The sequence below is a fragment of the Candidatus Manganitrophaceae bacterium genome, from assembly GCA_016200325.1.
Lineage (GTDB): Bacteria > Nitrospirota > Nitrospiria > SBBL01 > Manganitrophaceae > Manganitrophus.
In genome coordinates, this window is the sequence record JACQEZ010000016.1 from 70,691 (window position 1) to 97,198 (window position 26,508).

The 26,508-nt window shown below is 56.1% G+C and carries 25 protein-coding genes and 1 tRNA gene; 7 read left to right on the plus strand and 19 right to left on the minus strand.

Going from position 1 to position 26,508, the window contains the following annotated elements; translation table 11 throughout:
• Nucleotides 1-198 precede the first annotated feature (198 nt).
• The 4 genes from HY282_13240 to HY282_13255 all read right to left on the minus strand — a co-directional run bounded on the left by HY282_13240 (nt 199) and on the right by HY282_13255 (nt 3,206).
• Complete coding sequence (locus HY282_13240; GenBank protein MBI3804715.1) at nt 199-873, minus strand: transposase; 675 nt, start codon at nt 871-873, stop codon at nt 199-201.
• A gap of 51 nt (nt 874-924) precedes the next feature.
• Nucleotides 925-1,095, minus strand: a complete 171-nt coding sequence (locus HY282_13245) for a hypothetical protein (protein ID MBI3804716.1) — start codon at nt 1,093-1,095, stop codon at nt 925-927.
• Between the two features lie 321 nt (nt 1,096-1,416).
• The gene (locus HY282_13250) at nt 1,417-1,830 is read right to left on the minus strand and encodes a NifU family protein (protein ID MBI3804717.1); all 414 of its coding nucleotides are present in this window, start codon (nt 1,828-1,830) and stop codon (nt 1,417-1,419) included.
• 395 nt (nt 1,831-2,225) lie between these two features.
• A complete protein-coding gene (locus HY282_13255; protein ID MBI3804718.1) occupies nt 2,226-3,206 on the minus strand; it encodes an NAD(P)H-quinone oxidoreductase in 981 nt (326 codons plus the stop codon).
• A 273-nt stretch (nt 3,207-3,479) separates the two neighbouring features.
• Between HY282_13255 and HY282_13260 the strand changes: the two genes are divergently transcribed.
• Together HY282_13260 and HY282_13265 are read left to right on the plus strand one after the other, a co-directional pair.
• A complete protein-coding gene (locus tag HY282_13260) occupies nt 3,480-3,977 on the plus strand; it encodes a hypothetical protein (protein MBI3804719.1) in 498 nt (165 codons plus the stop codon).
• Between the two features lie 717 nt (nt 3,978-4,694).
• The gene (locus HY282_13265; protein MBI3804720.1) at nt 4,695-5,564 is read left to right on the plus strand and encodes a HAMP domain-containing histidine kinase; all 870 of its coding nucleotides are present in this window, start codon (nt 4,695-4,697) and stop codon (nt 5,562-5,564) included.
• 27 nt (nt 5,565-5,591) lie between these two features.
• Here the strand turns inward: HY282_13265 and HY282_13270 are convergent, their stop codons facing one another.
• The 5 genes from HY282_13270 to HY282_13290 all read right to left on the minus strand — a co-directional run bounded on the left by HY282_13270 (nt 5,592) and on the right by HY282_13290 (nt 8,408).
• Nucleotides 5,592-5,984: a response regulator gene (locus tag HY282_13270; protein MBI3804721.1), complete on the minus strand. Its 393-nt coding sequence runs from the start codon at nt 5,982-5,984 to the stop codon at nt 5,592-5,594.
• A gap of 86 nt (nt 5,985-6,070) precedes the next feature.
• Nucleotides 6,071-6,457 carry a response regulator gene (locus HY282_13275; protein MBI3804722.1) on the minus strand — a complete coding sequence of 129 codons (387 nt, stop codon included), beginning with the start codon at nt 6,455-6,457 and terminating at the stop codon, nt 6,071-6,073.
• 708 nt (nt 6,458-7,165) lie between these two features.
• A complete protein-coding gene (locus HY282_13280; GenBank protein ID MBI3804723.1) occupies nt 7,166-7,450 on the minus strand; it encodes a hypothetical protein in 285 nt (94 codons plus the stop codon).
• A gap of 7 nt (nt 7,451-7,457) precedes the next feature.
• Nucleotides 7,458-7,790 (minus strand): hypothetical protein, encoded by a 333-nt coding sequence (locus HY282_13285; protein MBI3804724.1) that lies wholly within the window; start codon nt 7,788-7,790, stop codon nt 7,458-7,460.
• Nucleotides 7,791-8,030: 240 nt separating this feature from the next.
• Nucleotides 8,031-8,408 carry a hypothetical protein gene (locus HY282_13290; GenBank protein ID MBI3804725.1) on the minus strand — a complete coding sequence of 126 codons (378 nt, stop codon included), beginning with the start codon at nt 8,406-8,408 and terminating at the stop codon, nt 8,031-8,033.
• 353 nt (nt 8,409-8,761) lie between these two features.
• On the opposite strand from HY282_13290, the gene HY282_13295 reads away from it, so the two are divergent.
• Complete coding sequence (locus tag HY282_13295; protein MBI3804726.1) at nt 8,762-9,466, plus strand: hypothetical protein; 705 nt, start codon at nt 8,762-8,764, stop codon at nt 9,464-9,466.
• A 2-nt stretch (nt 9,467-9,468) separates the two neighbouring features.
• On the opposite strand, the gene HY282_13300 is transcribed toward HY282_13295, so the two are convergent.
• On the minus strand, nt 9,469-9,849 hold the full coding sequence (locus tag HY282_13300) for a hypothetical protein (GenBank protein MBI3804727.1): 381 nt from the start codon (nt 9,847-9,849) through the stop codon (nt 9,469-9,471).
• 144 nt (nt 9,850-9,993) lie between these two features.
• A complete protein-coding gene (locus HY282_13305; protein ID MBI3804728.1) occupies nt 9,994-10,641 on the minus strand; it encodes a hypothetical protein in 648 nt (215 codons plus the stop codon).
• Nucleotides 10,642-11,368: 727 nt separating this feature from the next.
• Here HY282_13305 and HY282_13310 point away from each other — a divergent pair.
• Entirely contained in the window at nt 11,369-14,614 is a 3,246-nt protein-coding gene (locus HY282_13310; protein ID MBI3804729.1) for an SBBP repeat-containing protein, read from the plus strand.
• Nucleotides 14,615-15,092: 478 nt separating this feature from the next.
• Here the strand turns inward: HY282_13310 and HY282_13315 are convergent.
• Both HY282_13315 and HY282_13320 read right to left on the minus strand, forming a co-directional pair.
• Nucleotides 15,093-15,167: transfer RNA gene (locus HY282_13315), tRNA-Gly, on the minus strand.
• Nucleotides 15,168-15,365: 198 nt separating this feature from the next.
• A complete protein-coding gene (locus HY282_13320; GenBank protein MBI3804730.1) occupies nt 15,366-17,066 on the minus strand; it encodes a VCBS repeat-containing protein in 1,701 nt (566 codons plus the stop codon).
• Nucleotides 17,067-17,148: 82 nt separating this feature from the next.
• On the opposite strand from HY282_13320, the gene HY282_13325 reads away from it, so the two are divergent.
• Nucleotides 17,149-17,481 (plus strand): hypothetical protein, encoded by a 333-nt coding sequence (locus HY282_13325; GenBank protein ID MBI3804731.1) that lies wholly within the window; start codon nt 17,149-17,151, stop codon nt 17,479-17,481.
• A gap of 45 nt (nt 17,482-17,526) precedes the next feature.
• Here HY282_13325 and HY282_13330 read toward each other — a convergent pair whose 3' ends face one another.
• Together HY282_13330 and HY282_13335 are read right to left on the minus strand one after the other, a co-directional pair.
• Nucleotides 17,527-19,212 (minus strand): VCBS repeat-containing protein, encoded by a 1,686-nt coding sequence (locus HY282_13330; GenBank protein ID MBI3804732.1) that lies wholly within the window; start codon nt 19,210-19,212, stop codon nt 17,527-17,529.
• Between the two features lie 43 nt (nt 19,213-19,255).
• Nucleotides 19,256-19,942, minus strand: coding sequence for a Crp/Fnr family transcriptional regulator (locus HY282_13335; protein MBI3804733.1), 687 nt, complete (start codon nt 19,940-19,942; stop codon nt 19,256-19,258).
• A 368-nt stretch (nt 19,943-20,310) separates the two neighbouring features.
• Here HY282_13335 and HY282_13340 point away from each other — a divergent pair, with 368 nt between their 5' ends.
• Entirely contained in the window at nt 20,311-21,582 is a 1,272-nt protein-coding gene (locus HY282_13340) for a histidine--tRNA ligase (protein MBI3804734.1), read from the plus strand.
• Nucleotides 21,531-22,529, plus strand: a complete 999-nt coding sequence (locus HY282_13345) for a DUF1565 domain-containing protein (protein MBI3804735.1) — start codon at nt 21,531-21,533, stop codon at nt 22,527-22,529. The genes HY282_13340 and HY282_13345 overlap by 52 nt, the downstream gene beginning before the upstream one ends.
• 165 nt (nt 22,530-22,694) lie before the next feature.
• On the opposite strand, the gene HY282_13350 is transcribed toward HY282_13345, so the two are convergent.
• The 4 genes from HY282_13350 to HY282_13365 form a co-directional block, all read right to left on the minus strand.
• Nucleotides 22,695-23,231 carry a DUF4337 domain-containing protein gene (locus HY282_13350; GenBank protein MBI3804736.1) on the minus strand — a complete coding sequence of 179 codons (537 nt, stop codon included), beginning with the start codon at nt 23,229-23,231 and terminating at the stop codon, nt 22,695-22,697.
• A gap of 82 nt (nt 23,232-23,313) precedes the next feature.
• Nucleotides 23,314-23,595 (minus strand): integration host factor subunit beta, encoded by a 282-nt coding sequence (locus tag HY282_13355; GenBank protein MBI3804737.1) that lies wholly within the window; start codon nt 23,593-23,595, stop codon nt 23,314-23,316.
• A gap of 65 nt (nt 23,596-23,660) precedes the next feature.
• The gene (gene sppA, locus HY282_13360; protein ID MBI3804738.1) at nt 23,661-24,557 is read right to left on the minus strand and encodes a signal peptide peptidase SppA; all 897 of its coding nucleotides are present in this window, start codon (nt 24,555-24,557) and stop codon (nt 23,661-23,663) included.
• A gap of 162 nt (nt 24,558-24,719) precedes the next feature.
• Nucleotides 24,720-26,495 (minus strand): 30S ribosomal protein S1, encoded by a 1,776-nt coding sequence (locus HY282_13365; GenBank protein MBI3804739.1) that lies wholly within the window; start codon nt 26,493-26,495, stop codon nt 24,720-24,722.
• Between the last annotated feature and the right edge of the window lie 13 nt (nt 26,496-26,508).

The window sequence follows — 26,508 nt, forward strand, 5'->3', positions numbered from 1 at the left end:
CACTTTTACGATACGGGATATCCGACCCGATCCCACCGAACAGACCCGAGGCCCGAATCCCATGACCAGTAGATCATCGATACTTTTCCTTTGATCTTGTTTGAAGAGACAAAACCCCAGAACCGAGAGTCAAGACTATTAAGGAAAGAAAATAGGAAAGAAAATAGAAAGAAAATAGAAAAAAAATAGGGACAGACACTATTTTAGTGTTTTCTTGGGCCTTCCCCTCGGTAAAACGGTTATCGCTCGGCCGAGTTTCTGGCTTAACCTCCGAATAAATCCTTCTTCTCCGAGCGGTCGCCCTACCATCGTTTTCCTTCGAATCGCTTCCACATCCGCCGCGTTCTCCTCCGAGCCGATATATTTCCTCCATGACTTCGCGGAAATGCCGAGTGAATCTTTAAGATCGACGACATACTCTTGACCCTCTGTTCCGCCGATGTGAGCCGCCGCGCTGGACCACTTCCACCCCCAAGGCTTTTTGACGATCTTGGCACGCACCGGATTCCTCTCAACATATCTCATCGCCGCCATCAAATACGGCTCATCGAGCAGACAGGAGTAAAACCGCCCCTGCCATAAGTGCCCAGAAGCGCTCCCCTCCTTATTGAAATATTGGGAATATCGCATATGCGCCACGCTGAATACCTTCGCTAATGAGTCCTCTTTTTGCGGCTGGACGATAAAATGAACGTGATTATCCATCAAACAATAGGCCCATATCGATAGACGATACTTACGGCTGTATTCGCCAATCCACGATAAGTATTTTAAACGATCTTCGTCATTCCGAAAAATCTTCTGGCGATAATTCCCTCTTTGGGTAACGTGGTAAGCGTGGCCGGGCACAACGATTCGGGCAATTCTTGGCATGCAAGATCATTACAACATCCAAAATGATTTGTCAATAAATAGTGTCTGTCCCTATTTTTTATATTTATTTTTTATATTTTTGCTATTTTCTTTGTCCCTATTTTCTTGTCCTGTCCCTATTTTCTTGTCCCTATTTTCTTTCGGCTTTCCCCCGCGCACCTCGGCCCACCGGCGGATCTCCTCGGGATCGATCGTCACCTTCGCTTCCCCTTTTTCTGCCATGGCTCCCTCCTGGAATAAATTTGTTTAAAAGGTCGGTTCCCTCTCAATCTTATCGCCTCCGGACTGCAATAAGCGGATGGGAGGGAACCGCTCCTCAGTTTGGAGTAGGCCAGTCGGAGATGAAGGGACTGAAGAAGGAAAAACGGAAAGTGGACAGAGAAAAAAGGCTCTGTTGATGAGAGCAGGGGAAGCGTTTTACGTTGAGACGGGGGGGTTCTGAAAACGGACTGTTTCGGCGCAGGCGGGTCCCCTGCCGCCGGTGAAGGGCATTGACCGGCGACAGGGATGGATGATGGACGAATGGTTTTTTCTAAAAAATGATTATCTGTGTGCCGCGAAGTAGGGATTCTTCCCGCCGGCATGATCGGTGACATCCAACACGTCGACGATCTCAGGGACCGCTTTCTTGATGGCGACGATCACCCCCTGCTTCAACGTCACCTCGGCGCTTCCGCAGCCGTGGCAGCCGCCGCCGAGACGGAGGTAGGCGACATGGTCGCGCACCCCGACCAGGGTGATCACGCCGCCGTGGCTGGCGACCGATGGATTGATCTCCGTGTCGAGGAGGTGTTTGATCGCTTTCGCCTCCGGGTTGTCTAAATCGGCGGGGACCTCCGTAGGAGCGGGCGCCGGCATCACCCCCTTCGGATTGTCGACCTTAAAACCGGTCTGATCGAGCGTGGTAATATAGTCGATTTTGACCTCGTCCAGAAAGGAAGCGTCGCGCGGCTCCATGAAGAGCTTCAGCCCCTCGGCCTCCGTGACGACGTCCCCTTCCTTTTCCTTCCCCGCCTCAACAAAGGCAAGGCTATATTCGACCTTCGTCGGTCCCCCCTTCGTCGTCAGGCGAAGCCCCTCGACGGTGGTTTTCTTCTGTTCCTGGTGATCCTTGATCAGCGCATCGATCTTCTTTCTAGCCACTTCAGTCACTTGAATCATTGGATGGTCCTCCTCTATCGCCGGATCATACCATACCTGTGTGGCGATATTCCTTAAAAATTTGCGCGGGTTGGAAGCGGGAAACGGATGGTTTGGGGGTATTCTCTTTTGCACGGCTCTACTCAGGCATTTCCAAACAGATTCAACCCTCAGAAGGATTTCCCTTTTACCTTTTGACTCTATTCAAAGTCTTATTTCACCACCAAAACAATTTTGCCGATCTGCTCCCCCGACTCCATCAGCGCATGCGCCTCCCCCGCCTTCTCCAAAGGAAAGGTCCTATAAATAACCGGCTTCATCTTCCCCCGATCAAGCAGCGGCCAAACCTCCCTCTCCAACGCCGCGGCGAGGGCCGACTTTTCTTCCACCGAGCGGGGCCTTAAGGTCGACCCGGTGACGACCAGCCGCTTAAGCATTATCTTTCGAAGGTCGAGCGTCACCGCCGCCCCTTGGAGGGTGGCGATTTGAACCAGTCGGCCCTTCATCGCAAGCGCCTCCAGATTGCGGAGGAAATACGGCCCCCCGACGATATCGAGGATGACATCGACCCCTCTCTCTTCGGTGAGCTGCTTTACCACCGAGACGAAATCTTCTTCTTTGTAGAGAATCACCCGTTCCGCGCCGAGCCGCTCGCAGACCGCGACAGATTCTCGTTTTCCAACCGTGGTGAAAACCCGGGCGCCGAAGAGATGCGCCATCTGAATTGCGGTGGTCCCGATTCCGCCCGAGCCGCCCTGAATGAGAATGGCCTCCCCTTTTTGAAGCCGGCCGCTGTCGAAGAGATTGGTCCAGACGGTGAATACCGCCTCCGGCAGGACAGCGGCCTGGATGAAATCAAAACCCGACGGAATCGGAAGGCACTGCCCTTCGGGTGCGGCGACAGATTCGGCATAGCCCCCGCCCGACAGAAGGGCGCAGACCCGATCCCCTTCCTTCCAACGGGTGACCTTCGCGCCGCGGGCGACAACGACTCCGGAAACCTCCAGGCCGAGAAGGTCGGAGGCCCCCGGCGGCGGGGGATAGGCCCCTTGGCGCTGAAGGCAATCGGGACGATTGATACCGGCGGCGTGCACTTCGATCAGCACCTCTTTCTCTCCCGGCGCCGGGCGGGGCCGCTCCCCGACCCGGAGCACCTCGGGGCCGCCGAATCGTTCGAGCTCAATGACTTTCATATTCAATCGACCCCCTCCTTATTTTTTATATCGATAATAAAAAACCGCTCCTCAGCGCATCCCCGGCTGGGCTCCTCTGTTATTCTACGGAAAAAGGAGCTCCATTGAAAGAACACGGCTGGGGTTGACGTTCAACCGGTCCGGCTCGCCTTGTAAGCCGCTTCACCGAACGTCCCGCCGCATCGGTGTTACTTTAAGAAGAAGAACCGACCCGCCGGTCCCCGCCGGGGCGCGGCGGAAAGGGTTCCGATTTAAAGTGGGGAGGAATGTGAGATGCGTGGAATGGCCCGTTCGTTGGGATTGATGCTTTTTCTCGCAACCGCGCTGGTCGACTGCGCCCATCAGGGCGATTTGCACGGACAGCTCACCTCTCCCGCTCAGGCGAACACGGCGGTCATCATGCATTTCAAGTCGGACCGCAGCGGTCACGGCGGAATGCTCTGGACCACCCTTCCCAACGGGGAGTCGTTCTCCGGAACCTATGTCCAGATTACCTCGACGACGGAGGAGAGGGCCGTCTCCCCCTACTGGGCCGGCTGGCCTCCCTACTGGACCGACTGGGGTCCGTACGGAGGCCCCTGGATCAACGCACCCGACTTCACCGCCTTTCGGACCAACTACTCCAACAGGGTGGTCGCCACCCTCTTCGGCAATCCAGGGGATACGATGCGCTGTCGCTTTGACCTGAAGAACCCTCCCAAAGGGCTAAGCGGCGGGGGGACTGGAGAATGCCAGACGTCGAAGGGGGAGAAAATCGACGTCCAATTCTAATGCCCGACTGAAACATCCCGGGAAATGCTTCAGCAAATTGATTGCGATGCAACCGGCTTTTAGAGTCGGCAACCTCTTGCATTTTTTTGAAACGATTTGCATCCCTCCGCCCACGCTCGCAGCGCGTGCATGCTGGAGAAAGCAATAATGAACCGGTATTTTATAATACGCATTTCTGGAATGCTCTTTGCATTTCTTAGCACCAACCTGCAACACCCGATCTCTTCGAATCAGAAATAACGGTAAAAAAAACGACCTACTGAAAATTCGGATGACGGCGGCCCCGCTCTCATATCGCCAGAGATCGTGTCGATGGTTTTTTTTGGCGGGGCGATATGGAATGGAGTCCATATTAGGATAACCGCATGAGCGAATTGCCGAAGGTCCCGCCGACTTCCCCCCGCGGCGCGGGCGAGAGAAGCGATGGGACTGGGGAAAAAGCCGACGGGGTCGATGTGAAAGACCGGTTGATCCGGGTGGTTCAAACCCTCTCGCTGGCGCGGGATCTGGAGAAGGTCATGGAGATCGTCCGTCATGCCGGGCGGGAGTTGACCGGCGCCGACGGGGTGAGCTTCATCCTGCGCGACGGCGATCTCTGCTATTATGCCGACGAAGCGGCGATCGGCCCTCTCTGGAAGGGAAAGCGTTTTCCGATGGCGAGCTGTATCTCCGGCTGGGCGATGCTCCACCGGCAGCCGGCGGTGATTGAAGATATCTATGCCGATCCGGACCGCCGCGCCAATCGGCGCGATCGGCAATTACTGGGCGGCGCGGCACCGGGCAACCCCCGAGGAGGTGGCGCTGCTTCAGGTGTTGGCCGACAGCGCTTCCATCGCGATGGAGAACATTCGCCGCTATGAAGTGCTGGAGCAGAAGACGGCGGCTGCCGAGGAGGCAAACGAGATGAAATCGCAATTCCTCTCCACCGTCTCCCATGAGCTGAGAACGCCGCTGAACGCCATCATCGGTTACACCGATCTGTTGATCGACGGCATTTATGGACGGATGACGGAAGAGGCGCAAATGCCGCTGAAAGGGGTGCAACGAAACGCTGCGGACCTCCTTCGGCTGATCGACAACATTCTCAACCTGGCCCGCCTCGAATCGGGAAACCGAGAGGTGCAGACCGAGACGGTGGACCTCGTCCCGCTCCTTCGCGAATTGATCACCGACTTGCGGCCATTGATCGAGCAGAAAGCCATTTTCCTTCGGCTGAATGTATCGTCCGCCCTTCTTACTCTTGAGTCGGATGAGGGAAAGATCCGTCAGATTTTTATCAATCTGCTCGCAAATGCCATCAAGTTTACGAAAAACGGCGAGATCAGCGTCACCGCCCGGGCGGTGCCTGAAAAAGGAGGGGCTGAAATCTCAATTCGGGATACCGGCATCGGCATCTCGGAGGCGGCGCTCCGGAAGATCTTCGAGCCGTTTTATCAGACCAATGGAAGCAACACGCGCGAATTCGGCGGGGTCGGCTTGGGCCTGACGATCGTCAAACAGCTCCTCACCCTGCTGCGGGGAAGCATCCGGGCGGAAAGCGAGGTGGGGAAAGGATCGACCCTAACGGTGTTTCTCCCTTGTCGTTAACGGATGTTCATGCCGTCCGAGGGGGAACTACGCGTTGGAGACGCGGGGCCGCTCTTTGTGAAGACAGCCCTGTACTTTGACGAGCAGATCGGTCGGATGAAACTTCGCCGGGATCAACTCGCCCGGCCCCTGCTTCAGGCTCTTTTCTTGGGAGGGGATCTCGGCCCGATCGGTGAGGATCAAAATGGGGGTCGACTGAAACTTTGGAAGGCTTTTGAGGGTGTCGCAGACGTCGAGGCTGTCGTTCTCAGGTAACTTCAAATCGAGCAGGACCAAATCGGGCCGATCTTTTTTCGCCTTCTCCACCGCCTGCCGCCCATCGGCCGCAAGAATCACTTCATACCCGGCGGCTGTCAAAAGCGCCGTCAGACGCGAACGCGTCTCCTGATGATCATCCGCAATTAAAATTCGATCCGACATCTGGACTCCTTCACGTTCATTTCATCAGACGATTTTCATCGAATGGGTTTCAGAAGACCGGGCGATTGAATTCCGGCTGGGTTGAATCAGTTCCTCTCTTCAGAACCGGGGGGGAAGTATTTTCGAATGGTGCCGACGATCTCCCTCGGATTAAACGGTTTGATCAAGACCGCGTCTGCCCCGGCGGAGCGGCTCTCTTCTTTGAGAGAGGCATCGGTTTTCGCGGTGATGATGACGACCGGAACCGAGCGAAGGTGGGGAATGCTTTTGACGGCGCGACAGACTTCCAGGCCGCTCAGCTCCGGCATCATGACGTCGATCAAAGCCAGATCGGGGTGGACCCGCTCGAATTCGTTGAGCGCCTCTCTCCCATCACACGCAAGGAAGACATCGTAGCCGGAGCGGGTTAAGAGGGCCCTGAGGATCTGCCGGGTATCTATATTGTCATCCGCGACAAGAATGCGACGTCCCATCCATGGTCTCCTTCCATCCTTTTTGAACGGGAGATTTTCTCCCCCATAAGTAGCAACTCCGGTACGAGAGCGGAGCTCATTTTAGGTGATGACCATGGGAATAGATAGAACGGGAAAACCCATAAAGGAAGTAATCTATCAATTTAAAACCACGTCGGGCCATGGAGGCCCGAAAACATCTAACCCACTATTTTATAGGATAGCACCTGCGCTTGAGGAGAATCAAGATGGTCGGGAGAAGGGTCTTTCTTAGGACGCCGGAGAAGGTCGGGTGGGGCATGCGCCACCGCTGGCAGCGCACGGCCTCATTTTCCGACCACCAGAAGGGTTAAGGTATCTTTGAGGATCGCGCTTTCTTCCTTCCGGCATCGGTGCCGGATCTGGAGGGACAGGAAGAGCGGGCGCGTCTTGAGGCCGAAATTAAATCGTTCGGCTCGCCGGAGATTTACGTGAAGTACGTGCAGGCATAGGCGGCGTTAAATTGGACCGGCCCAGTCCCCCAGGTCGTCGCCGACGGCAATGCCGGGGGAGCAGACCTGATCATTCGATTCCCCCTTTGGAAGAGGGTGCCGCCGCCTCGAAAAATGCGCCGGTCAAATGGAGATGGATGCAGCTGCATCCGCCCGCACAGCCTCTTCTATTTCTGGGTCCGAGGTCGACCGCGCCGACGGTCGCTTTGACGCCAGAGGCGCGGGACGATCGGGACTTTCAGTTTGAACGATCCGATTTGATCCCATACGTCCGTGCGACTTCATGGGTTGCTGAATACTCTCGCAAAAGCGTATTTCTCTCATCGGTCAGTTCACGAAGCAAGGGGTCTTCCGGGTCGGCGCTTTCCAACTCTTGGGTAAATGCTTTCTTATAAGAGTTCACCTGACCTTCGGCAAAAATCAAATCGTTCCGAAGTAAGATTGCGTTAAAAACCAGAAACAGGATGACGATCGCTTGGACCATCACCAGTCCGACTAAAACCTGATGTTTTAAAAAGCTCATCTCTTCCTCATTGTAATTCAAATTCCGGTTTGTTGAGCGTTCCTCTCAAATGCATCTCGGCTAACATTTTGATGAAGGTCCCGATCTGGGCTTTCGTCTCCTCTTTCAATTCCGGATCGATCTCACCATATAAAACCATCCATTCCAGGCCGTGTAGATAAATCAGGGCCTGCCGGTAATAGCGGTCGACCGAGGCGAGTCTTCCCCCCGCAGTCTGGCTCGCGGCCGCATCAACGATCTGATGAACGCGCTGGCTAAAATAACTCAGCAGCGCCACATCCGTATTCAGGGGGCGCGCTACTTCATTTCCAATCGGCCCGATCAGAATTTGCGTCGGCACAAGGGACTCCTATCAACAAGAACAAAGGGTTGACCGCTGACGAACCATTCCTGATTTAATGAAGGAATAATCCGGCTGGGGATGAGCCCATATCTTACAATTCCTCTTTTCGGATGTTCAACAAAAAAAGGGACCTCTCAGCGAGAGGTCCCTTTAAGCCGACCGGGGTCCATCTTTCATGAAAAAGTCAAAAGAAAGCGCCGCAGAATCGGAGGATCAAGAAGCGGCTGGTCGCTCTTTTTATTTCGCTGAATCTTTATTTCGGTTTTGGCAAAATGCCTCCATTACATTGCGGAAGGTCAATGCGGCGGGCGCGCGCAAGGTCTCCGCTCCGGCATTGAGCCTCTTCTCAAACAGGGTTTTCACTTCGGCGATTTCCAGATTCTCCAAACAGGTCGCCAGCCAGGGTGTCTGCGCTTTGTTCGCGGCCTTGAACGCCTCGATCGAAATTCCATCGATGACCCCGATTAAATAGGCAATCCGGTCACTCTCCGTGTCTTTCAGATATTGCCCGCCGGTAATGATGCCCAATGCCACCCCTTCGGCGCCGGCAGGACGGAGGAAGAGGAGATTGAAGAGGAGAAAGACCCCCCCAAACCAAATTATCATTCTCTTCATGAAAGGTCCCCTTTATAAGATGATCGTCCGATGATGACAATTCACACTGTTTCTGATTTGCCGCCCGGATCATATCCCCAGGACAATCAGGAATCAATACAAAGATGGCCACGGTCTGCTGCATGACCGCATTAAACCGGCACCCGCTTTGTAGAGGGAGATGCGTCAATCTGGCGTTGAAGTCCTCACCCCTTTCATATTGTTTTTGCACTTGCAATTTAAATTCATTACATATTAATCTCACGGTCTGATTAATAATTTACCCCCGGTTCTTTTCCCAAGTGTGAGAAGCTGTTTCGTTTTCAATGTGTAAAGATACATTCATCCAACGACCAATTCTCAAGGGAGATCTGATGGGGTGGATCGAAAAAGGCGCGGTCCTATTTATCGGCTTCATTTTGTTGATTGCATCTTTTAAGAAGGTCGATGCAGAGGAGATCCTTTTTCAACAGTTGCCCGATCAGAGAGGCGGCGCCACCTCCGGATTTACACTGCCCGGTTCCGTGTCGCCGCTCATTGTGGTGGCCGACAATTTTGGGTCCAAGCAATCGGCGCAGATTGGACGGGTGACCTGGTGGGGGGGATATTTCAATCCCTCGGGTCCCGATAATTTCACCCTCCGGTTTTATAGCGACACCGCCGGGAAACCGGGTTCTCTCCTACAGAGCTATTCGATCGGCGGCAGCGCCATCAAGATTTCCACCGGAGAAGAGATCTTCGGACTGAACCCGGAGTTCAGATATTCGACGACCCTTTCGACGCCGCTCACGATCCAAAAGAATGATCTCTATTGGATCAGTATCTTTAACGACCGGGGTCCAAAGGCCTGGCTCTGGGAATCCTCTGCCACGACGGATGGGATTCAGCGCAGCTTTATCGATCCGGTCGAGGGTCCCTGGCAGGCCGCCGTGGACAATGAAGGCCGGCCGGTGATCGACATGGCTTTTCAATTAGACGCACCCTCTCCCGTTCCGTTATCCCCGACCTTTCTCTTTATGGCCTCCGCGCTGATTCTGTTGGTATTCCTCGCGCGCTTTCAGAAGATGGGATTGAGATAACCTCACTTCTTATCCCGGCGATTCTTCAAATCATTTTCATCAATATGGAAATGATGCAGCATCCGATGCGCGAGGGGCGCGGAGACGATTCCCATCACGCCGATAAAGATCAGTCCGCTGAACAGCGCATAGGCCGCTGCAAAAAGCTTGGCGTTCTTGGACAGCAGCGGGTCGACCGGTCCCATCCCGCCGAGAATCATGGAGGCATTCAACAGAGCGTCAATCCAAGGAAGATCCGCGATCCAGTGGTAGCCGGCGATCCCGATACAGAGCGCGACAGAGGCCAACGCCGCTGCAATCAAGAGACTCACCGCGACTCTTCTTAGAAAGACCGGCAAGGGGGCGAGCTTTTGATGTCTTCGCTCAAGACCGTAAGGATCGATCGACACCGCTTCTTCGCTCCTGATTCTCGCTATCGCGTTTTTCGAATGCGCCGATGACGCTGATTCGAAGAGGATGCAGCGGGCTTTTCTCGGGGACCGCTTCAATAAATAACCCGGCTTTGATCTTAAAAATTCAGCCGCCGGCTACAGCTCTTTCCACGTCTCTCCATCCCAGATTTCTATTTTCGTCACAGGATGCACCTCCCAGAGCGATCCCCTGGTTTTGCCGACATCGCCCGGATGTTCGGAATCATACAGCGCCCAGCCCGAGACCCGGATCCGGGTCCCCTCTTTCGCCCATTGCTTCAGCGTGTGAAGACGCCAGCTTTTGTGTTGATGCTGCCCGGCCGGGGTGGCATCGACGCGCACCCCTTCCGGTCGCATCGCCTCGGCTTCTTTGAGGGTCATCGGATGTTTGGCTCCGATCCAGAGGAGAAAATCCCGCCGCGTTTTAGAATAGCAATTCACCCCCTCCGGACCGGCCTGCTTTGCATGCAGCAGATACCCTTCGAGCGTAATTCCGCGGGCCTCATTTCGATCGACATAGAGCCGGTGTGCGAGAGAGAAATCGCTCCGATCCTTCGCGGCATGAAGGTTCGGGGTCAATGTCTCTAAAAACTGCGCCACCGTCATCATCTCATAGGTGGCGGGCGCATCGATCCGGTTCTTCAACCGATTCAGCGCCGGATCTCCCCCCTCCCCCTTCGGCGGACAGGGCGGGATCGCCGAGGCGGGGAGATCGGGAGAGAGAACGAAGAAAATCGAAAGCAAGACCCACGTGAGTCGTTTCATCGGAGCAACCCAGGTTTAGTAGGTGAGTCGATTATAACATTCTCACCCCCTGCAAGGGCGAGAGAGAAAAGAGGGTACGTTGGATAACGCTCCGACAGACGAGCATGTCACTAAAGGGAGCGATGCAAATAGGGATGGCGGGGCATCGTACTCTTGGAGCTGCCCGACTCGATTCTTACCAATGGAGGTCGCATTGTCGGGTCTATTCCAAACGCCAATTGCTTCATAAATATGAGTTCGCCATGCATAGGTTATATGAAGGCATCTTTCTTGCTTTAATCTAGGATATTTTCTTAATTGTGCTGAGAATCCCTTTCAGGGACAAGCCTCCATGAAAGCCCCCAACCCCCAGAAGTATTTGGTTTTCATTCCTTCTCTTCATTACTCTAACCTTTGGTCGACTGTTTTATCTCCCTTCACCGTATTGACCTTCGCTTGCAACTTAATTGCAATCCTCATGAGATGCGTTCGCGTTGAAGCTATTCCAAACCGTCGTCTTCTCCCTATTTATCCCTTTCGCGGTTTACTCCATACTGGAAATAAGCCTTTCTATCTCTATGCATTAACGCCGCCGCTATTGGAGCACATTTTAAACATCTCCCCTAGTGCCGATCCGAATAAATCGCTCGCGGAATCAAGCTACGAAACCTATAGAGGAACGGGTTTTAAGTTAGACGCGCTTTGAACCTTTTTGCAACTTAATTGCAATATACCAGGGGGATGATCGATGAAGCTTTCCATTCGTCTGCAGATTCTTTTGATGTTGATGGTTGCCACACCGGTCTATGCCGCAATCCAATTCGATTCAACCTCTTCTCAACCTCCCTCCGATGTTCGACAACAGCTCCTCTCCTCATATGGCAAGCTACCCCTGAGTTTTGAGGCGAATACCGGACAGAGCGATCCGGCGGTTCAGTTTTTATCCAGAGGCGCAGGATATATCCTCTACCTCACTCACACCGACGCTATCCTGACACTGACGAAAGCCTCGGAAGCTCCCAAGGACCCCAGAGAGAAGGTAACCAATAAAACAGAGACGGCCACCTTGAAGATGCGGCTGATCGGGGCGGCTCCTCACCCGAAGATCACGGGAGAAGAAAGACTGCCCGGGAAGGTAAACTACCTGATTGGGCAAGACCCCGCTCGATGGACAAAGGGGGTCACCACCTATGAGAAGGTCCATTATGAGAATGTCTATCCCGGCATTGATCTGGTTTACTACGGCAATCAACGTCAGTTGGAATATGATTTCGTCGTCGCGCCGGGAGCCGACCCGAAGAAGATCGGACTGCGCTTTGAAGGCTCAGACAAGTTACAGATCAATTCTGAAGGAGATCTCATTCTAAAAGTCGGCAGCGAGGAGGTCCGCCTCCACCGGCCGCTGGTCTATCAAGAGAAAAGTGGCGTGCGGGAGGTCATCCCGGCTCGCTATGTGCAGAAAGGGAAAAACCGGATCGGCTTTCAGGTGGCCGCTTATGATCAATCAAAAGCACTGATCATCGATCCAATTCTCAGCTATTCGACCTTCTTAGGCGGAAGCGGCAGAAACCAAGGTAATGGCATTGCGGTGGATGCTTCAGGATATGTTTATCTCACAGGCACAAGCGAATCCAATGACTTTCGGACCACACCCGGTGCCTATGATCGAACATTCAATGGCGGCTGCTGCGATGCCTTTGTGTCAAAGCTGGATCCCACCGGCTCGACTGTCCTCTATTCGACCTACCTGGGAGGAAATGAAAGCGATGGAGCAACTGGCATTGCCGTAGATGCTGCGGGAAACGCCTATGTGACCGGTTGGACCCGGTCAGCCAACTTTCCAACGACCCCGGGGGCGTTTTCGAATTCTACAGTTGTGGGCTCGATAAAGCCTTTTGTCACCAAGTTAAATGCCGCTGGATCAGATCTTCTCTATTCCACCTTTTTAGCTAGAAATAGCACTAACGGCTCCGCCCATGGCATCGCCATCGACGCCTCCGGAAATGCCTATATTGTTGGAGAAACCCCCTCGTTCGACTTTCCGACGACTCCAGGCGCATTTAATACCACTGCAAAAGGTGATTTTGTAACAAAGCTGAATTCGACCGGTTCCGCCCTGCTCTATTCCACTTTCCTTGGCGTCTACTGCAACATCTCTGGGATTGCAGTCGATGGGGGAGGGAATGCCTATTTGACCGGATATACTGGCCACGCTGACTTTCCGACGACCCCCGGGGCCTATCAGACGAGTTATCAGGGGGGCTTCTACGATGTATTCGTGACAAAGCTAAATGCCAGTGGCTCAAGCCTCCTTTATTCCACCTTTCTTGGCGGGAGTGGTAATGATTTTGGCACCGCCATCGCAGTAGACGCCTCAGGGCAGGTTTATATCACGGGTCAGACCAGCTCAGTCGGATTTCCAACGACGCCAGGCGCTTATCAGACCACCTTCCAGGGTGGATCAACCAACAATGACGCCGCCCCCGATGGGTTTGTAGCGAAGATCAATGTAAATGGTTCCAGCCTCGTCTACTCCACCTTTCTAGGTGGAAAAGACCCAGAGGTGGCGACTGCCATTGCCGTCAATTCTTCCGGAGAGGCGTATGTAACAGGCTATACAGGCTCGGCTGACTTTCCGACAACACCCGGGGCACTCGACACAACGATTAATGGCGTATATGATATTTTTCTAACAAAGCTCAATGCCGCCGGCTCCGCATTGCTCTACGCCACCTTCCTCGGGGGAAGCGGTTCGGAAGATGCTTCTTTTGCCATTGCGATCAATGCCTCCGAACAAATCTACCTGAGCGGCATTACCGGTTCGACCGACTTCCCAACCACGCCCGGTGCCTTTGATACGGTCAACGGCCATAATGATGGTTTCTTCTCAGTATTGAATCTCGGCCTGACCGACGTCTTTAACCGACCGAATGGCACCCAGCTCGGTGTTAACTGGAATGAATATCAGCCGGATTTCGAAATCTTCAATCAGCAACTGCGCAATGTCACCGCCGGAAATGAGTCGGCCACCTACAAGCGGGCCTTTGGGCCCGACCAGAGCGTCTCCGTTGACTGTAAGGTGATGGCTCCCGGAAACAGCTGCGGCGTGATGGCGCGATTGACCGACGGAAACAATTTCTACCGCGCCCGAATCGATGTCGGTCAAGGAAATGTGGCCCTCTATAAAACCGTCAATGGCGTCACCAACTCTCTCGGCGCTGCGACGCGCCCGCTTCAGATCGATACCTATTATCATCTGCGCTTGGTGGTAGAAGGCGCCGTATTGTCGGTCTTCTTAAATCATGAAAGTAATCCCTTAATTTCCGTGACGGACGGCTCATTGCGGACAGGAGATCTGACAGGCATTCGGTCTTTTAGCACTTCACCCGGCGCGGTCTGGTTTGATAATTTCGATGTCGTCACCCCCTATTCTGATCCTTTCTCTCGCGCCAACTCGAGCAACCTGGGGCTCGATTGGAATGAATATCTGTCGGGTTTAGAGATCTTCTCCAATCAGCTTCGAAATACCAATGCTGGAAATAAGGCGGCGGTCTTTAACCAAATCCTCGGGCCGGATCAAGATATCACGGTGCAGTGTAAAGTGACAGCCCCTGATACCGCCTGCGGCCTCATGGCCCGCTGGTCAGATGCCGGCAACTTCTACCGGCTGCGCCTCGATGCCGGTCTGCAAAATATCGCCCTCTTCAAAACGGTCAATGGGGTCACCACACGCATCGGGGTGGCCAGCCAGCCGTTACAGCTCAATACCTATTATCGGCTTCGCCTGGTGGTCCAAGGCACCGGCTTGGCGGTTTTCTTCCAGGATGAGAGTGCCCCCCTGTTCACAGCGGTGGACGCTTCTCTACCAAAGGGAGATTTCTCAGGCATCCGCGCCTCTGCGTCCGGACCTGCCACCACCTGGTTCGACAACTTTACCGCCCGCAGGGTCGAGGCACCGTTTACCCCGGTCTCTACCTCTGTGCCAGGCAGGTGATGAGAGGGGTGGTACGGATGATGTAAACGATCCTTTTTTCTCGATCTTCAATAAAGGCACCGGTGTTCCTGTTTCAGGACCGGTGCCTTTATTTTGTGTGAAGGAAAGATTGGCAGAATGATGATCGGAATCGGAAGACCAATACCTTTAGACGATGGAGAAGGAGGTGACTGCTTCACACTGCAGCGGTCAAGACGGCCGGCACATCGCTGAAATCGGGGAAACATCGCATGGATATATATTAAACGAGCATACCGTTGAGGGAGGCACTCTATCTTGAGTTCATCGATGAAAGGATGGGCAAGAGAACGCGGAGTCGGAATCTATTCCTGGATACCTAACCGCTGGGGCCTTCGGCTTACTTCCCAAAGCCGTCTGCCTTGTTTGAGCTAACTTGTGATGATGGGATTGTCTCGTTTTTAGGGTTCATTCCACGAGGATTCTCAAGGTGAGGCGACTTTCTAAATCTTTGAAAAACTGGAGCGGGAAACGGGATTTGAACCCGCGACCCTCGCCTTGGCAAGGCGATGCTCTACCGCTGAGCTATTCCCGCATACGGAAGGTCGAAACGTTGGAAATCTTATCGCAGACCGGGGGGTTCTGTCAACTGTGAGCGAACAAATATTGGAGGTGGATTCAATGCAGGAGCAAAATAGAACCATGCCTCCCTTCACATCGCAAACGCCCCTACTAATCTTACGAAAGGGAGTGGGTCTCCCATTGACAGGAAAACCCACTCCCCTCTCCCTGATCAGTGGGTCGCATCTCCATTGCGCAGATAATTACCGCGGCCGGTCGGCCAGAGGATCTGATTGGTCTTGGAGCCGGGGATGCTGTAGATCTGAATTCCCCCCCCGGTGACCGCATTGTCTTTCAAATTGACGATCACCTCCAACTCGCCGTTGCGGTAGACATCGGCGATGGTCGGCGCCGACATCGACCCCCGTCCGGGAAGCGGCGTCTGCGCCACCTTCTGCCCCAGCCGGTTTAAAACCACCAACGCCCCTTTTCCGGCGGTCGTTTCATATGTCGAGAAGATAATTTCGGGAAGGCCGTCTTTGTTCAGGTCGGCCACCACCGGCTCCGAAGCAAACCGGGCGCCGTTGTTGGCAAAGGAGAACTTCCAGAAGAGCTTTCCATTCGGATGGACGGCGTACATATTTCCATCGTACGACGGAAAAATAATCTCCTTCTTTCCATCCCCATCGAGATCGACCACCGCCGGGGAGGGGGTCACGTCAAGAATATTGGCGCCGGGGTCGTCATAGACGAGCGGCATCCCCGTGGTGAACGGATATTGAAAACCGGCGGCACGGCTGGCGTCCGAATGATAAACAAAGAGCGCGTTGCCCCGATTGGTGGTGTTGCCGGCCTGCTCATGATCTCCCACTAAAATCAGCTCTCTCTTTCCATCGCCATCGAGGTCGGCGACCACCGGGGGAGAGTCGGTAAACTCGCTCCGATCGGCGCCATCGGGACCCCATCCCTGAATCGCCAAGTTCGGGTCATGAAAGTTGGGAACGCCTGAAAAATAGCGGCGTTTGAAGTAGGCCGCGGTAGAAAAGGGAACGCCGTTCATCTTGAAGACGCCGTTATAGGCGGTATCATAGCTGATGATCATGTCGTTTTTGCCGTCGCCGTCGAAGTCGGCGATCCCGACATTCTGATTGTACGCCCCCGCTTCCCAACAGGTCACCTTGGGATTACAGCCGGTGGTTGCGGAGAGCTGCGGCCAGCCGGACATGATTGCGCCGGCGGAGTTGATTAAAAATGCGATCGGCTTCACGAGCGTGCGCGCGGCGAGGAGCCCCATCTTCCCGTCGGCGCTGATCACGCCGGCGGCCAGCGCCCGGATCTCGGTGTTTCCGCCAAGCACTTTGGGAAAGCCCGGCTTGACGGCGCCGTTCCACTGCCAGACGGAGACCCGCTCTTGATGGCTGCCGACGGCGACCTCCAGCCGTCCATCGGCATCGAGGTCGGCGACGACCGGCGGACCCCAGATCCGTCCGGTGGTGGCGGCCAGCCCCTTCCAATAGAGGGTCCCATCCGAATGCCATACATACAAGGTGCGTCCGCGGGCGGCGATAATCTCCGGGTAGCCGTCTTTGTCGAGATCGGCGATCGCGGGGGAGCTCATCCACCCTTCATCATATCCGCTTCCCACCAATGTCTTCACGAGCTTGGGAGCTTGGACCGCCAGAATGGGAGAGACCGCTTGAGCGACCACGGAAGCAGGTGTGGCGCCCTGGGCGGCCGGTTCGGTAGAGAGGGGATCTTGACCATTGATGGGAGGGGTTTGATTGCCGGTCTGCGCTGCAGGAACGATGCCGTCGCCGGAAGCAACCTGTTGCACGGGGGAAGGAGAGGAACCATCGGCACAACCCCAAAGGGAAAAACTGAGTGAAAACAGCAGACCGATAAATGCTCTTCGAACCGGATTGATTGCAAACATCAATAAACCTCCAAGGTTGGGTGTGTGGACACAAAGCCCTCATTTTAATGGCGTCTTCACCCGAAGGATAGTCCCCCGGGAGATGCACGCCTTGACTTCAGCTTTAGGGTATGATTGGAAAAACGCCTCAGCAGGAGGTGGAACGATCTGCCGGGCAAGGTATTACCGCCTACTGTATATTATTGGTTTTCTGTCAAGTAGGCGTCTGTCCGGTCTGCCGGCGAAGCCGCGCGAAGCGCTGGAGGCGCGTACGCATGGAAAAACCCTTTCGCTTGGTGACGATCGCTCCACCCTTTGGATGGGAAGCATCGTCAAAGCGGGCATCCAGGAAAACTACAGGAAGGTCACTGGATTCCGCCTACACCGGAATGGCGATGAAAAAAAAATTGAACTTAAATTGAAAACAGTCCGCTGAAGAGACTATTTTGCCTATCTCCGCACCAAAAGTAAAGAGAAACCTTTAACGGGTCGCGTCGCCGTTCCGGAGAAAGTTGCCCCGGGCGGTCGGCCATGGGAGGAGATTCGTCTTCGATCCGGGAACAGTGTAGATCTGGAGCCCGCCGTCGGATGTCGTATCCTTCAGGTTGATGAGAATCTCCAGCTCCCCATCGCCGTCGAGGTCGGCGACGGTCGGCGCCGCCATCGCCCCCCGGCCGGGCAGCGGGACTTTGGCCAGCTCCGCCCCCGAATGACTGAGCACCACCAGCGCCCCCTTTCCCGGCGTCGTTTCATACGTCGCAAAGAGGATCTCCGGAATCCCATCATGGTTCAGGTCGGCGATCACCGGCTCGGTGGCAAAGCGCGTTCCGGCATCGGCGAACGAATATTGCCAGAAGAGGGTTCCGTCGGGATGCACTGCATAGAGGACGCCGTCGTATGCCGGAAAGACGATCTCCTTTTTTCCGTCGCCGTCGAGATCGGCGACGGCCGGCGCCGGCTCGACATCGACGATGTTCGTCCCGGCCGGATCGTCGGTGATCAACGGAGAATGATAGCGGCGGGTCTCAAACGGCCGCTCGAATCCGGGAAAGCGGGTCGCATCTTTCTTGAAGACAAAGAGCGAATTCCCCAAAATGGTCGTAATCCCGGCCCGTTCATGATCTCCGACCAGAATCAGCGCGCGGGTGCCGTCGCCGTTGAGGTCGGCGACCACCGGCGGGGAGTCGGTGAACTCGCTGCGATCTGCCCCATCGGGCCCCCACCCCTGCGCCGCCAACGCCGGATCATGAAAGCCCGGCACCCCCGGGAAGAAGGGCCGCGCGGAAAAAGAGGTTCCGAGCGGGCCCCCGTCGGCATGGTAGGCGCCGATATAGGCATTGTCGTAACTGATCAGGAGGTCATTTTTCCCATCGCCGTCGAGGTCGGCGATCCCGACATTCTGATTGTAGGTCCCCGCCTCAAAGCAGTCGGCATTCAAGGCCGGAAGAAGAAGACATCCTCCGAGGGCCGACAGCTGCGGCCAGCCTGGAAACAACACCCCTTTGGCATCAAAGAGAAAGGCGACCGGCACTTTGGTCTGCCGGGTCCGCGCCGCCAGCAGCCCCATCTTCCCGTTTTCAAGAAGCCCGGCCGCCAGCGCCCGGATCTCCCGGTTCCCCGATTCCGAATCGCTCCCGAGCACCTTCGGCCAGCCGGCCTTCAACGTTCCGTCCCCGTTCCAGACGGTGAGGGTCTCCTGATGGCTGCCGACGGCAATTTCCGGCCGGCCGTCGCCGTCGAGATCGACGACCACCGGCGGGCCCCAGATCCGGCCGCTGACGTGCGTCGGCGAGGGTTGTGCCGCGAGACCGTGAGTGGCTTTCCAGAAAAGGGTGCCGTCGGCATGCCAGACAAAGAGAAGGCCGTCGCGCGCCGCGATGATCTCCATTTTCCCATCGCCGTCGAGGTCGGCGACGGCCGGAGAGGAGAGCCATCCTTCCTCTCCCCCCGCCAACGTCTGCCGAAGCTGCGGCGCGCGGACCGGCTCCGCGCCGGGCGGCAAATCGGTCTGCGAAGAGGAAGGAGGCGACGCGGGGGTCAGGGTCACCTCGGATAAAGGAGCGGGAGGAGAAGAAGCCCCTCCGGCGCACTGGGCCAACAGGGGAAGAAAGAGAAACAGAAGAAACGGGAGAAGAGAGAAACGGCGAGAATGGGATAATACCGGCACGACATCCTAGATAACATAAAGTTATATACCATCTAGGAGTATATCACAAAGCCTCGCGAGTGAGATCGGCCTGCTTCAAAATAATAATCTGCTTTCCTTCTGTCCGGATCACGCCGGCCCGCTCGAATTCCTTCAATATGCGGATAAACGTCTCGCGGGTCACGCCGGCCATCGCCGCCAGCTGCTGCCGGGTCAGCTTCATATGAAGCTGCACCCCCTCCGCCCGCCGCCACTCCCCTTCCGGAATCAAATCGAGGAGGACGCGGCTGACCTTCCCGTAGGCATCGGAGAAGATCGCCGCGCCGATCCGCTCGTTCGCCTTTCGAAGCCGCCGGCTCATCGTGGCGAGCATCTTCAACGACCAGTGCGGATTCCCCTGAATGAACCGGAGAAACGCTTCCCGCTCGAGCATGTAGACATGGCTCTTCTCCAGCGCGGTGACGGTCGCCGACCGGGGATAGCCGTCGAGCAGCGCCATCTCCCCGAAGATCTCGCCGGCTTGAAGCAGACGGAGGATCACCTCTTTCCCCTGCCGGTCGGTCAGCGTCACCTTGACCCGCCCCGACCCCAAGATGAAAAGGGTGCTTCCCGGATCGTTCGCCCGGAAGAGGACCTCATTTTTTCGGTAAGTCCCCTCGTTTAACAGAGGGACCAACCGCTCCAACTGCTCCAACGAAAGATCCTCGAAAAAGGAGACCTGAAGAAGGAGAAGGTATTTCCCGTCCAACATAGAAGCTCGCTCAAGATAAATAGGGAAGGACAAATGCCAAGCGTCAGTATATCCCGCCGTTGAAAGAGGAGGCAAGAAGATTTTAAAGTGAGAATGAGAAATAACGATCCGATCCGGGAACGACGTGCAAAAGCACCGCACATTCCGTGACTTTTTACCTTTTCAGTATTCCCCGTCTCTTTTTTATCCTCAGACGCAGTATCAACCCGATCCGGTCGGCTCCAGACGCTCGCCCCTTGCCGGGCCCGCGGCGCGTGAACCCCCGACGCCGCGGGAACGACGATTGAGCGATCGAGAAACCGACCGCGCCGCCTTGACTTCGAAGCGACCTCGGCGCTATAGTGTTCCCATCATTTTTGGAATTCGATATGGCCAAATATACGTTACTCAAAGGCTTCAAAGACCTCCTCCCGGAAGAGGCCGAGCGTTGGAAGTGGACCGAATCGATCGCGCATGAAACCTTCTCCGCCTTCGGCTTCTCGCTGATCCGCACCCCGATCCTCGAAGCGACCGAGCTCTTCACCCGGAGCATCGGCGAAGCGACCGACATCGTCGAAAAAGAGATGTATACCTTTCAGGATTGGGACGAAAAAAAGGTGAGCCTTCGGCCGGAAGGGACCGCCCCGACGGTGCGGGCCTATCTGGAACACAACCTCGCGGTCCACTATGGCAGCCCGATCAAGCTCTACTATCTCGGCCCGATGTTCCGGCACGAGCGGCCCCAGGCGGGACGGCTCCGACAATTTCATCAGACCGGGGCGGAGGTGATCGGCGACCTCGATCCGCGCCAGGATGTCGAGCTCCTCTCACTGTTGACCCACTTCTTCGAGCGGCTTCAGATCGGCGACCTCACGCTTGAGATCAACTCGCTCGGCTGTCCGGCCTGCCGGCCGGCCTACCGCGCGGCGCTTCAGGCTTACTTCGAGCAGTATCTTCCGGAGCTCTGCGAGGACTGCAACCGGCGATTTAAGACCAACCCGCTCCGGATCTTGGATTGTAAAAAAGACGGCTGTAAGGAGATTACGCGGAACGCCCCCTCCCCGATCGACCACCTCTGCGCCGAATGCCGAGACCACTTTAAAGCGGTTCGTGAAGGGTTAGAGCAGCTCCAGATCCCGTATCAGCTTCAGCCGCATCTCGTCCGGGGACTCGACTATTACACGAAGACCGCCTTCGAGCTGACGACGAACAAACTGGGGGCGCAGAACGCGGTCGCCGCCGGCGGCCGCTATGACGGCCTCGTCGAAGCGCTCGGCGGTCCCCCGACCCCGGCGATCGGATTCGCCCTCGGGATGGAGCGGGTGATCCAGCTGATCGATCCGGCGCGAATCCCGGCGGTGCGCCTGCAGCTCTTTATCGCGCCGCTCGGAAAGCAGGCGGGGCAATTTCTCTTTCCTCTCCTCCTGGCGCTCCGTAAAAAAAAGATCCGGAGCGAAATGGGGAGCGACACCCTCGGCTTGAAGAACCAGATGAAGCGGGCCGACCGGGCCGGCGCGGCATACGTCCTGATCGTCGGAGAAGATGAAATGGCCCGCGGCAAGGCGATCCTCCGAGACATGTCGACCAAGGTGCAAGAGGAGATCCCGCTATCGACACTCACCGAAACGATCGTGACAAAGCTTTCCGCCCCCTCTTCCTAAGCCTCCTTTTCTTCTCCCTCCTCTCCTGCGGGGGCGGGGGAGGAAGCCCCTCGACCGATCCTCCGAAAACCTATTTTGTCGTCCCCTCTTCGGCCGGCGGCAACGACTCCAATGCCGGCACCGCCGACGCGCCGTTCGCCACGATCACACACGCCCTCTCGGTCTCCCAGGCAAGAGATGTCATCCAGGTGGCAGCCGGCACCTACACTCCCGGAAGCGCTACCCACCTTCCGACCGACCCCGGAGAGACCTTTCCGATTCTTATCAAAGAAGGGGTCTCGGTCGTCGGCGAGCCGTTTCAGACGAATGCCAACGCCCCAGGGACGGTGATCTTGGGAAGCGGGGTTTACACGAGCCCAACCGCCGGCCCACTTCAGGCGGCGGTCATTCTCGCCGAGGGAGGATCGATCGCCCGGTTGACCATCCGGAGCCAGGGAGGGGTCGGCCTGATCGCCGAGGGGGTCACCGGATCGATCAGCAATTCTCTTTTCAGCACCAACAAGATCGGCCTCTTCCTCATCGCAAGCCATCTGTCCATTTCAAACAGTGCGATCACCGGAAATGAAACCGGCATTCAGTCGACGGCGGGCGATACCAGCGAAATCGACCAGAACGTTCTCTCAAACAACACCGCCGGCGCCGCCCTCGGCGTCCGGATCTCCGACGCCGGCCCCGCACTGCGGCAGAACCAAATCACCGGAAACCCCGGCGGCGGCGTGACGGTGGAAGGCGGCGCTCATCCCGACCTGGGGGGCGGGGGACGGAGCGACGGAAAAAATATCCTGAGCTGCAACGGGGGCGACCTGATCAATCAGACCGACGGGGCGATCTTCGCCCGAAACAACCTCTGGGACCACGCTCCACCGACACCGACCGATGCCGTCACCCCCCATGGCGGGACCATCGACACGCTCGGGGCAACCCTCTCCTCCCCCCGTTGCGGTTAGAAAAAAGGACACCCGAAAACAACCTGATTCGGAGCGTGGCGCGAGAGAAAAGGCCGGTTCCGGTTCGGCTCTCCCGCAGGGGACGGAGAGGCGCCCGATCCTGCATCCGGGAGAACACGTTTTGGAGCGAGGTGAGAGGGTTCGACGGTATAAGTCCTATCGGTATTAATAGAAGAGATAAAAGCCGTCGAGGAAAAAGAACAGACCGAAGATCGAGAGGGAAAGGCCGACATACCAAAGCGGTTTTTTCTTGGTGATGACCGATATAGAAGAGAGCATGATCGCAATCTGAAGAAAGATCAGCGCGAAGCCAAAGTTTCCCCCGCGGCTCTGCGAAACGAGCTTCTCTTTCTCCAGCTCTTCCGCCTTCTTTTTGATCTCATCTTTCTCGACGCTGTATTTTTTAATCTTCTCTTCGTATTGACCGAGGATTTTTTGATATTGCTCGGAGGCGTCTTGCGGCATATTGGCCCGAAACATCGCCGCCTCGAGCGTCAGATGGACCTTCTCCAGCTCGAAGCTGTGCTCTTTGATGCTCTTCGCCTGAAAGAAGGCCCATTGGTCGGTCTCTTGTCCTTGGAGGAGGATTGCGCGGGAGGAAAACTTTCCCAAGTAGAGGGTCGTGATGGCGGCCATGACCGCCAGCGCCGTGGTCGTGAGCGCCACCCAGGTCGTCCACGGATCTTGTTTCGTATCAGCCATACTTGAACAGATGAACCGGAGTCGGATTGGAATCAAAAACGAATAGATTAAAAACGGACCGCTTCAAAAAGTACGGAGCAGATCAGCCCCGGTCGACCAATTCCTTCAGCTCTTTTCCGGCCTTGAAAAAAGGAACCCGCTTCGCCGGGACCGTCACCAGACTGCCGGTCTTCGGGTTGCGCCCCTCGCGCATTCGCCGATGTCGGATGCGGAAGCTGCCGAAGCCTCGGATCTCGATCTTGTCCCCCTTCGCCAGCGCTTCCTTGATGCTGTCGAAAAAGGTGTTCACCAAGATCTCCGTCTGGCGTTTCGTCAAAACGGTGTACTGCGCTGCGACCTTTTCAATCAGTTCTGCTTTGGTCATACGCTCCCCTGTTGGGTCCGCCTATGGCCCGAAAAAAAACGCTGCGGTCCGCTCCCGGTTCCTCATCAAAAGGAGAGGAGATAGTTCAGACGAACCGACGTCGACGGAAAGTGCGGGCCCTCCCACTTTCCCAAAAATTGATTCCGGAGGAAGTCAAACAAAGGTGATCGCTTCTGCGCCTCCACCGTCTGAGGCTCCCCCTGGATGCCGGCCAACTGCCCCGTCCGCTTAATCGCATCCTGAAGGGTCCCCAACTCGTCCACCAGACCGATCTCCTTCGCCTGCCGGCCGCTGAAGATCCGGCCGTCGGCGAAGGCGCGGACCGTCTCGACTTTGAGCGATCGCCCCTCCGCCACCGCCTCGATAAATTGGGCGTGGACGTCATCCATCACATGCTGCAGCAGCGCGTGCTCTTTGTCGGTCATCTTCCGAAAGGGGGAGCCGACATCCTTGTTCTCGCCGCTCTTGATGACCACCCCCTCGACCCCGATTTTTTGAAGCAGCCCCTCGACATTGACCAGCTCCATGATGACCCCGATGCTGCCGGTCAGCGTCCCCGGATTGGCGATGATCCGATCCGAGGCCGCGGCGATATAGTAGCCGCCCGACGCAGCGACCGTCCCCATTGAGGTGACGACCTTCTTCTTTCCCGCTTCGCGGATCTTCTTCACCTCGTCATAGATCTCTTGAGAGGGGACCACCGCGCCGCCGGGGCTGTCGATCCGAAGGAGAATTGCTTTGATCCCCTCATCGTCGCGGTAGCGGTGCAGCTCCTCCACCACCTCTTTCGAATCGGCGATGACCCCTTCGATTCGGATGAGCGCAATCCGCTCCCCCGAGCGCCATCCTCCCCGTTCTCCGCCTCGAATCGCCCGGGCCATCCAGAAGGTAAAAACAAAAAAGAGGAGCGCAAAGAGAAGGAAGTAGAGCCCTCCGACGAGAAACGGTTTCCGATCTGCCATCCCAATCTCGCAATCTCGATCCGATCGGGGAAGGGCCGGCATAATCCTCCGGACCGTCTCCCCTTACAAATCGCTTTCAGTCGTAATGTCCGAAGGACCTTCTTCTCAGACCCGATTCCTTTCGGCCGCCCCGACGGGACCGGCCGAAAGGAATCACGGAGCTTAAGACTCTTTTCCCTCTTCGCCCTTTTTGGTCCGACGGGTGATTTTGCTCGCCACCGCGCCGAGCGACTGATCGAGCTTTCCTTGGCTGCTGTGGTATTGATCGAGCGCCTCTTTGTCCGTCTCGCGCCGATGCTCCCTCACCGAGAGAGCAATCTTCCGCTCGGCGGAGTCGATCCGAATGATCTTCGCATCGACCTCGTTGCCGATATGATAGACATCTTCAACCCGGGCCGGCGCTTCGACCCCCGACTCGCTGATATGAATCAGCCCCTCGACATTCTCTTCCAGCTCGACGAAGACGCCGAAATCGGTGATCTTGGTGACCTTTCCACGGACCCCGGTGCCGACCCGATACTTCTGCGGAATCTCGGTCTCCCACGGATCGGAGCTGAGCTGCTTGAAGCCAAGCGAGATCCGCTCTTTCTCACGGTCGACTTTCAAAACCACCGCCTCGATCTGCTGCCCCTTCTTGAAGACTTCGGAGGGATGCTTCACGTGGCGGGTCCAGGAGATGTCCGAAATGTGGATCAAACCATCGATCCCCTCTTCCAGACCGACGAAGATGCCGAAGTCGGTGATGCTCCGAACCTTCCCGGTAATCCGGGTGCCGGAGGTATAGCGCTGCTCGGCGCGGTCCCACGGGTTCGGCTCGACCTGCTTCATGCCGAGCGAGATCTTTCTCCCCTTGCGGTCGACGTTGAGGATGACCGCATTGACCCGGTCTCCGACCGAGACGATCTTCGACGGATGTTTCGCCTCATGCGCCCACGACATCTCGGAGATGTGGACCAAGCCTTCGACCCCCGGCTCCAATTCGACAAAGGCGCCGTAATCGGTGAGGCTGACGACCTTGCCGTTGACCCGGGTGCCGACCGAATATTTCTCGTCGACATGGGTCCAGGGATCGGGCATCTTCTGCTTGTAGCCGAGCGAGACCCGGCCGGTCTCCTTGTCGTACTTGAGGACGACGACCGAGACCTTGTCTCCAACCATGAAAAGCTCGGAGGGATGGCCGACGCGGCCCCATGACATGTCGGTAATGTGGAGCAGACCGTCGATGCCGCCCAGGTCGATGAAGGCGCCATATTCGGTGATATTCTTCACCTGTCCTTCGACCACCTGTCCCTCTTGCAGTCCAGCGAGCGTCGTCTGCCGCTTCTTGTCGCGCGACTCCTCGAGCAAGACCCGCCGGGAGACGACGATATTCCCCCGCCGATGATTCATCTTGATGATCTTCATCGGGAAGGTTTTCCCGATCAGCTGGTCGAGGTCTCGGACGGGACGGAGGTCGATCTGAGAGCCGGGCAAAAAGGCTTTGACCCCGATGTCGACGATCATTCCCCCTTTGATTCGGGAGATGACCTTTCCCTCGATGACCGCATCCTTCTGGTGGACATCTTCAATCTCCTTCCAGATCTTCATCCGGTCGGCTTTTTCCTTCGAGAGGATGATATTCCCCTCGGCATCTTCCCGTTCCTCCAGATAGATGAGGATCGTCTGGCCCGCCTGGAGCTTGGAGAGCTCCTCCGGCGAGAATTCCTGCTTGTTGACCATCCCTTCGGATTTGTATCCGATGTCGACCATGATGCCGTCTTCTTGAATCGAGAGGATTGTTCCTTCGACCACGCTCCCCTCTTGAAGATTTTTGAACGTCTCGGCATAGAGCGCTTCCAGCTCCGTCCGCTCCTGGCTTTTCTGGCTGTCCATCATTTCATCGTTTTCAAATGCTGTTCTTCTCAACTTTGACATAAAAGATCTTTTATCTCCTCTCATTGGATCGATTTGA

Coding starts and splice junctions, on each gene's coding strand:
- HY282_13355 (MBI3804737.1), bottom strand. CDS start 23,595: ATGACCAAAGCAGAACTGATTGAAAAGGTCGCAGCGCAGTACACCGTT.
- HY282_13255 (MBI3804718.1), bottom strand. CDS start 3,206: ATGAAAGTCATTGAGCTCGAACGATTCGGCGGCCCCGAGGTGCTCCGG.
- HY282_13245 (MBI3804716.1), bottom strand. CDS start 1,095: ATGGCAGAAAAAGGGGAAGCGAAGGTGACGATCGATCCCGAGGAGATC.
- HY282_13340 (MBI3804734.1), top strand. CDS start 20,311: ATGGCCAAATATACGTTACTCAAAGGCTTCAAAGACCTCCTCCCGGAA.
- HY282_13275 (MBI3804722.1), bottom strand. CDS start 6,457: ATGGGACGTCGCATTCTTGTCGCGGATGACAATATAGATACCCGGCAG.
- HY282_13290 (MBI3804725.1), bottom strand. CDS start 8,408: ATGAAGAGAATGATAATTTGGTTTGGGGGGGTCTTTCTCCTCTTCAAT.
- HY282_13270 (MBI3804721.1), bottom strand. CDS start 5,984: ATGTCGGATCGAATTTTAATTGCGGATGATCATCAGGAGACGCGTTCG.
- HY282_13335 (MBI3804733.1), bottom strand. CDS start 19,942: ATGTTGGACGGGAAATACCTTCTCCTTCTTCAGGTCTCCTTTTTCGAG.
- HY282_13325 (MBI3804731.1), top strand. CDS start 17,149: ATGCACGCCTTGACTTCAGCTTTAGGGTATGATTGGAAAAACGCCTCA.
- HY282_13365 (MBI3804739.1), bottom strand. CDS start 26,495: ATGAGAGGAGATAAAAGATCTTTTATGTCAAAGTTGAGAAGAACAGCA.
- HY282_13265 (MBI3804720.1), top strand. CDS start 4,695: ATGCCGATCCGGACCGCCGCGCCAATCGGCGCGATCGGCAATTACTGG.
- HY282_13350 (MBI3804736.1), bottom strand. CDS start 23,231: ATGGCTGATACGAAACAAGATCCGTGGACGACCTGGGTGGCGCTCACG.
- HY282_13310 (MBI3804729.1), top strand. CDS start 11,369: ATGAAGCTTTCCATTCGTCTGCAGATTCTTTTGATGTTGATGGTTGCC.
- HY282_13260 (MBI3804719.1), top strand. CDS start 3,480: ATGCGTGGAATGGCCCGTTCGTTGGGATTGATGCTTTTTCTCGCAACC.
- HY282_13240 (MBI3804715.1), bottom strand. CDS start 873: ATGCCAAGAATTGCCCGAATCGTTGTGCCCGGCCACGCTTACCACGTT.
- HY282_13320 (MBI3804730.1), bottom strand. CDS start 17,066: ATGTTTGCAATCAATCCGGTTCGAAGAGCATTTATCGGTCTGCTGTTT.
- HY282_13305 (MBI3804728.1), bottom strand. CDS start 10,641: ATGAAACGACTCACGTGGGTCTTGCTTTCGATTTTCTTCGTTCTCTCT.
- sppA (MBI3804738.1), bottom strand. CDS start 24,557: ATGGCAGATCGGAAACCGTTTCTCGTCGGAGGGCTCTACTTCCTTCTC.
- HY282_13295 (MBI3804726.1), top strand. CDS start 8,762: ATGGGGTGGATCGAAAAAGGCGCGGTCCTATTTATCGGCTTCATTTTG.
- HY282_13250 (MBI3804717.1), bottom strand. CDS start 1,830: ATGGAGCCGCGCGACGCTTCCTTTCTGGACGAGGTCAAAATCGACTAT.
- HY282_13280 (MBI3804723.1), bottom strand. CDS start 7,450: ATGAGCTTTTTAAAACATCAGGTTTTAGTCGGACTGGTGATGGTCCAA.